6 protein-coding genes are annotated in these 6462 nt (G+C 73.1%); 2 read left to right on the top strand and 4 right to left on the bottom strand.

Annotated features, from left to right (window positions below):
- A partial coding sequence (locus AB0E85_RS39510; RefSeq protein WP_361937595.1) for a PAS domain-containing protein occupies positions 1-1316 on the bottom strand: 1316 nt, incomplete at its 3' end.
- A gap of 149 nt (positions 1317-1465) precedes the next feature.
- Between AB0E85_RS39510 and AB0E85_RS39515 the strand changes: the two genes are divergently transcribed.
- Positions 1466-2056: a hypothetical protein gene (locus tag AB0E85_RS39515; protein WP_361937596.1), complete on the top strand. Its 591-nt coding sequence runs from the start codon at positions 1466-1468 to the stop codon at positions 2054-2056.
- Positions 2057-2103: 47 nt separating this feature from the next.
- On the opposite strand, the gene AB0E85_RS39520 is transcribed toward AB0E85_RS39515, so the two are convergent.
- From AB0E85_RS39520 to AB0E85_RS39530, 3 genes are all read right to left on the bottom strand, one after another.
- A complete protein-coding gene (locus tag AB0E85_RS39520; RefSeq protein ID WP_361937597.1) occupies positions 2104-3213 on the bottom strand; it encodes a GNAT family N-acetyltransferase in 1110 nt (369 codons plus the stop codon).
- Between the two features lie 614 nt (positions 3214-3827).
- Positions 3828-4508, bottom strand: coding sequence for a hypothetical protein (locus AB0E85_RS39525; RefSeq protein ID WP_361937598.1), 681 nt, complete (start codon positions 4506-4508; stop codon positions 3828-3830).
- A gap of 101 nt (positions 4509-4609) precedes the next feature.
- A complete protein-coding gene (locus AB0E85_RS39530; protein WP_361937599.1) occupies positions 4610-4993 on the bottom strand; it encodes a VOC family protein in 384 nt (127 codons plus the stop codon).
- 272 nt (positions 4994-5265) lie between these two features.
- Here AB0E85_RS39530 and AB0E85_RS39535 point away from each other — a divergent pair.
- On the top strand, positions 5266-6462 hold a 1197-nt coding region (locus AB0E85_RS39535), incomplete at its 3' end, for a diacylglycerol kinase family protein (RefSeq protein WP_361937600.1).

A 6462-nucleotide genomic window follows, 5' to 3' on the forward strand; every position in this document is an offset into this window, starting at 1 on the left:
GCGGCACCGGCCGCCGGCCCCTGTTCGGCCCCGGTGGGCGGCCCGGTCGTCGAGACCCGGCCGGTCAGGCCGTGCACGTCCGGGTACAGCACGAAGCTCAGCCAGCTCCCCTCGGGACGGCGGACGAGGAAGGACACCGGCTCCTGCGACAGCATCGCCGCCCGGTAGCGGTCCTCGTACGCGGGATCCCGGAGCCAGGTGATCACCTCCCACGGATAGCGGCCGAACAGCTCTTCCCGGCCGGAATCCAGCAGCTCCTCGCAGCGGCGGTTGGCGTAGGTCAGGCGGCCGTCCTGGTCCAGCGAGAAGATCCCGTCCGGCAGTCGCTCGGCCGCCTCGGCCGCGGTGAGTCCGCCGGCGGCGTCGACGAGGGCGCCCACCAGGATCCGGGGGGAGCCGGCGCCGCCGTGCACGAGATGGCCCCACAGTTCGACCGGCCGGTAGCCGGTCTCCTCCTCGCCCAGGGACGTGTCCCGTACCCGGAAGTGCCGGGACCTGACCCGGCCGCCGGACAGCGCGTCGTGCCGGCTCTCCCGCAGTTCGTGCAGGTCGTCCGGGCTGACACGGGACTCGACGTCCGCGATGGTGCCGCCGTAGTCCGCCCGCTCGATGCCCAGCAGGGCGAGGGCCTCGTCGTCCGCCGTGCAGCGGTCGCTGTCCAGGTCCCAGTCGATGAGCCCCACCCGGACCGGACGGGCGCCGGAGGTGGGCAGCCGCGCGCTGATCGGCTCGTCGTCGTACTCGACGCGGCGGGCGGCGGCGCCCGCGCCGGGCGGGTGCGCGGCGAGGCGGTCGAGGCGCTCCTCCATGGCCCGCTCGGCGGGGCGCAGCGCGCGGTCCACCGTCTCCGCGTCCATCGGCGCCCGGCTGGCCGAACGCAGCACGACCAGGACGCCGACGGTCTCACCACCGGTCCGGACGGGCTGGTAGGCGGAGCCGAAGGAGTAGGGCAGCCCGGCCGTGAAGTGCGGGAAGCGCACCATGGTGGCGCGCTCGTCCGGCAGCCACAGCGTCTCGTCGCGCCGGTACGCCTCCGCCATGGGCAGAGCACCCCCGACCGGCACCCGCCACCAGCTCTTGAGCAGCGAGCGGGGCACGCCGGTGACCATCGCGAGCACCAGTGAGCGCCGGTCGCCGGAGCGCAGGTAGACCAGTCCGCCGTAGCCGTCGAGGTCCCGCACGGCCTCCACCAGCGGGTCCGTCAGGGCATCCTCGATCCGGCCCGGGCCCCCGGCCGGGGCCCGGCTCCCAGCCCCGTCCCGGCTCCGGCCCTCGGCCGACCGCGGCCCGTCCGGTACGGCGGCTGCCTCATCCATGTCGCGTCCTCCCGGTACGGACGCACCGGACACCAATCGCTCCCCACCAGGATGTGCCATGCCCGGCGGTACGGCGCGGCAAGTGCAACCTTTCGGTCCGCCCGGCCGTCTCACCCGACATCAGCCACATGCAAGCCTCGGGGGCGGCAATGGTACGAATCAGAAGAGCATGCGCGACTCTCGCGCTCGTCGGCGCAACGGTGGGGGTGGCGGCGGTCCCGGCCGGCGCAGCACCGGAGGCCGGCCCGCGGGCCACCACGAAGGCCGCGACGTGTCCGACCGGCTGGGGAAGCCTGGCCAAGACCGATGCCGGCGCGACCGTCGCACCCATGACGAACGTCAGGACCGGCCGTCACACCTGCTTCGACCGGATGGTCGTCGACGTGCCGGGCGCGGGCAGCGGCGTCGGCTACAGCGTCCAGTACGTCACCCGGCTCTACCAGGACGGCTCGGGACGCGAGATCCCCGTGGCCGGCGGCGCCGTCCTCGCGGTGCGGGTCGTCGCGCCCGCGTACGACCCGGAGACCGGCGCGGCCACGTACCCCGGCCGGGTGGCGCGCCCGCTGCCGGGCGTGGACCTCACCGGGTACCGCACCTTCCGGGACACCCGGTTCGCCGGCAGCTTCGAGGGAGAGACCCAGATCGGCCTCGGCGTCCGCGCCCGGCTGCCCTTCCGGGTGCAGCAGCTGGACGACCGCGTCATCGTGGACGTCGCCCACAGCTGGAGCGCCACGGGCTGACCGGACCGCACACCGCGCCCGGCTCCCCGGAGCCGGGCGCGCCGGTCTCAGCCACCGCGCAGCCGGCCCACTTCCTCCAGGGTCCGCGCCGCGGCAGCGGCCAGGCCCGGCCGGTTGCGGACGAAGCGGCGGGCCGCCCGGGCGGGCTCCCGGCCCAGCCAGTGCACGGCTCCCCCCGGCACCGCCCGTACCACCGCTCCTTCGTACACCCGCAGGTCGCGCGTCTTGAGCGACTCCTTGTAGCGGGCCGGACCGCTTCCCAGATCAAGCATCTCCACGCCGTCGGCCGCCGCGGCCTCCAGCATCCTCAAGTGGAGCACGAGACCGGGGGAGTACTTCGCGTACGCGCGGTCGTACGCCGGGAACCACCAGGACAGCACCGTGCGCGACCGCAGCCCGAAGTGCGCGGCCACGGGCCGGTCCGCGGCGTACAGCACGGACAGCACCCCGCGGCACTCCGGGTCCTCGCTCCTCCCGAGCAGCCCCACCAGCCGGGTGATCCACTCCTGGGCGAACCGGTCCCGTCGGCCGGTCCGCCGGTACTGCGCCGACTTCCACTCCATCAGAGCCCGCAGCGCGCCGGGATCCCGGGCGTCGTACACGAAGCGCACCTCGCCGACCTGCCGGGCCAGCTTGCGCTCCTTGGCCAGGGTCTGTCTGAGGAAGCCCGGCGACTGCGCCCGCAGCCGTCGCGCGTACGCCTCGAAACCGTCACCGATGTCGACGACCGGGGAGGCGAGCTCCTCGACCGCGTGCGGTACGAACGCCTCCTGACCGGCTTCGAGGTTGTCGAACTCCCAGGACGCCAGCCCGCACACCCGTAACAGCCGGCGCGCGTCCAGCCGGACCCCGGGGCGCAGCACGGCCCCCTGACTGTCCGACACCCCCAGCCCGATGGCCCGGCCCCGCCCCAACATCCCGGCCTCGTAGGGAAAGAACCCCACCGGGGAGCCGTCGTCCTGCAACACCGCCACTCTGGCCCGCGGCCGGACCTGCCCCACCGCGGTGGTGAACACCGGGTCGAGAAAAGGATTCGCCGGCGCGCCGGACTCGGTCCGGATCTCCCGCCACATCTTCGTCTCGTCCGGGCCGAGTTCGTCCGGCCTCAGGACGAGAACGCGCTTTCCAGGCAACTCTGCCTCCTGTGTCGTCGGCATGGGACACATGAAGGCCTGCACATCACCGCGTACCGGCACCAGGCAGTACTCGGGCCGCACAGCGCAGGCCGTCGTCGGTACTGCCGTCACTCAGCAGCGAAACGTCTGCAACCGGGCGGCACTCGGGGCGGACCGGGCCGCCACCGGACACGGGGGAGGCCCCGCCGCACGCAGGTGCGCACCACTCTCGCCCGGCACTCTCGCCCCGGTCACCACCGGGCTCACCCCGGTCGTCCCCGCGGTCCGCGGCGTCCGCGCGGCGAACTGCCGTCCGGACGGGTCCTCTTCACACGGACAGGGCTCCTCGGCCCTTTCGGTCCCGGCACTCGGGGCCGCACCCGGCTCCGTCGCGTCCGCCGCCGTGACCGCCACCGCCGAGCGCGCATCGTCCGCGAGCCCGGGGGTGGTGAGGTGCAGCAGCATCAGCAGGCAGGCCGCCAGACCCACTGCCGCTGCCCAACGTCGCCGCACCATCAGACCCCCGACTCGGCCGGCTGCGCCTTCCAGTAGGCCGAGCCCGGCTCCGCCCCGTCAAGCCCTGGTGTGACGATTCGTCCCAACTCGCGCGGGTGACGCCCGGATTCCAACGGAAAGCGCCACCGCCGTACGGGAGTTCAGTCCCCGGCGCTCAGCACCTCGCCCGGCTTCGGCGCCCGCACGTCCAGCGGCTCGTCGAAACCGCTGAACGACGTGGTGGTGCGCTGCGCGGCGCTCTCGTACACCGTCTTCAGCAGGTACGGCTCGCCTTCCTCGGCGATGTAGAAGGTGTACGTCCCTTCCTTGTCCGCCTTGTCGGTCACGATGACCTCGACGGCCTTGGTGTCTCCGACGCGGGTGGAGTCGCCCTTCTCGGCCGTGCCGAACGAGTCGAAGGGCCGTTCGCAGGAGGTGAGTCCGTCGCTGCCCGAGGAGGCCGGGTCCACCGGCGTCTTCACCCACAGCTTCTGCTCACCGGTGACGCCCGGCTTCTTCTTCCACTTCTGGAGGTAGGCCCGGTTCGGACGGACGTAGTCGGTCGTGCCCAGCCGGATCTGCTCCAGGACGCCGCCGCCGGACCAGGTGGTCCTGGACCTGCACCGGCCGTCCAGGTCCGTCACGAGGTGGCTGGTGACGGTGCCGCCGCTCGTGGTGCGGTTGGTGATGTCGACGGTGACGGAATCCAGCTTGCGCATCGTCGCGTTGGCCTCGTCGAGGAGGTCACCGGCGGACCTGTCGTCGCCGGCGCCGCCGGCTCCGCACCCGGCCAGGGCCGTGCCCGCCAGCAGGCAGAGCGCGATCGTCCTCACGGTAGCCATGGCCCGCACGGAGCCCCCCTGTTGTTCGTGTCCGCCGATGATCAGCAGGGGAGCTTACCCGGCCTCCCGGCGGCGGACCGGGGGTTTCTCCGGCCGGGCGGTCAGGGGTCCATGGCGGCTCGGTCGGACTCACTGCGCAGGACGCAGAATTCGTTGCCCTCGGGATCGGCGAGGATCGCCCAGCCCGAACCATCCGGGTTGCGGTGATCGGCGACGAAGGTGGCACCCAGTCCCAGCAGTCGGTCCACCTCCTGATCGCGCGAGGTCTCGGGGCGCAGGCACAGATGGATCCGGTTCTTGATGATCTTGGCCTCCGGGACCTGGTTGAAGTGCAGCACCGGGCCCTCCGCGAGCACCACCTGGGTCTCCCGGTCGCCCGGCCGGTCCTCCGGATGCAGGGGACGGCCGGTCACCCCGCTCCAGAAGCGGGCCAGCGCGTAGGCATCCGCACAGTCGATCGCCACGTTCTGCAGTACCGAGACCATGCGCGTGAGCCTTCCTGGTCTTCGCGCCGAACGCCACCGAGTTCCCGTTGCCGATGGCTGAGATCGAGCCCCCGGCGTGCGGAACCGCGCTCGCCGGGCCGCGTACGCTACCGATGGCTCCGCCTCGATGGATCTTCGCGTCTGACGCGGTCCGCGGCGGGGGAGTCATCCAGGACGGCAGTGGCGGAGCCGACGTGTCGGCGAGCACCATGGTGACGGCCGGGTGCGGTTTCGGGGATCGGCCCGCGCCGGCCTTCGAGCGGAGGGACGAGATGGGATCGGCGATGGACGAGCGGTTTCACCGCCGGCAGAGATGGGCGGCCAGGGGCGCTCTGGCCGCGGCCGCCCTGGCGGCCCTGCTGCCGCTCGTCTCCGGCGGTCTGCGAGGGCTGCTCCTGCTCGTGGCAGGCCTCGCGGGACTCGCCCTGACCGCGGCCGCGCTCTGGTGGGTCCTGTCACGGCGGGGAGCGGTCCGCATCGCGGCGGCCGCGCTGGCCGTCGTCGCGCCCGCCGGCCTCATCACGGCCTTCGCCGCGGCGAACCTGCTGTGGGTGGTCGTCCTGTCCCTGCTCCTGTGGTGCGGGGCGGTGTGGAGCGGCCGCTACGCCCTGCGCAGCACGGGCCTGCGGTCCGTACGGGTCAAGGAGTACCGCACGCCCCCGCCGCTTCGCCCCTTCCTGCTGCTCAACCCGCGCTCGGGCGGCGGCAAGGTCGAGAAGTTCAACCTGCGGGAGAAGGCCGAGGCGCTCGGCGCCCGGGTCGTCATGCTCGACCCGGACCAGCACCAGGACGTCACCGCCCTGGCCAAGGCCGCAGTGGCCGACGGAGCGGACCTCCTGGGGGTCGCGGGCGGTGACGGCACCCAGGCGCTGGTCGCCGCGGTCGCCGTGGAACACGGCCTGCCGTTCCTCGTCATCGCCGCCGGCACGCGCAACCACTTCGCCATGGACCTGGGCCTGGACCGGGACGACCCCTCCACCTGCCTCGACGCCCTGCCCGACGGCGTCGAACTCCGCGTCGACCTCGGGTTCGCCGCCGACCGCCCGTTCGTCAACAACGCCTCGTTCGGCGTGTACGGGGCGGTCGTCCAGAGTCCCGGCTACCGCGAGGGCAAGGTGGGAGCGGCCCTGGAGCGGCTGCCGGATCTGCTCACCCGGCAGAGCGGTCCGCGGCTGACGGCCACCGCCGACGGCACCATCGTCTCCGACCCGCAGGCGATCCTGGTGAGCAACAACGCCTACCGCATGGACGACCCCTTCGGGTTCGGCCGCCGTGAGCGGCTCAACTCCGGGCGGCTCGGGGTGCTCGCCGTCCGTGTGGACAGTGCCGTGGAAGCGGCCGAACTGCTGCTGTCCCCGCGCCCGGAGGGGCTCACCTCAACGAGTATGGCAACCGGCTCACCCCCGAGCAGCGCAAGCACCTCAGCAGCGGTGGCATCTGGGGCACCGAGTTGGTCAGGAACACCGCCC

This window comes from Streptomyces sp. NPDC029044 (assembly GCF_040637495.1).
In the GTDB taxonomy this organism is placed as follows: domain Bacteria; phylum Actinomycetota; class Actinomycetes; order Streptomycetales; family Streptomycetaceae; genus Streptomyces.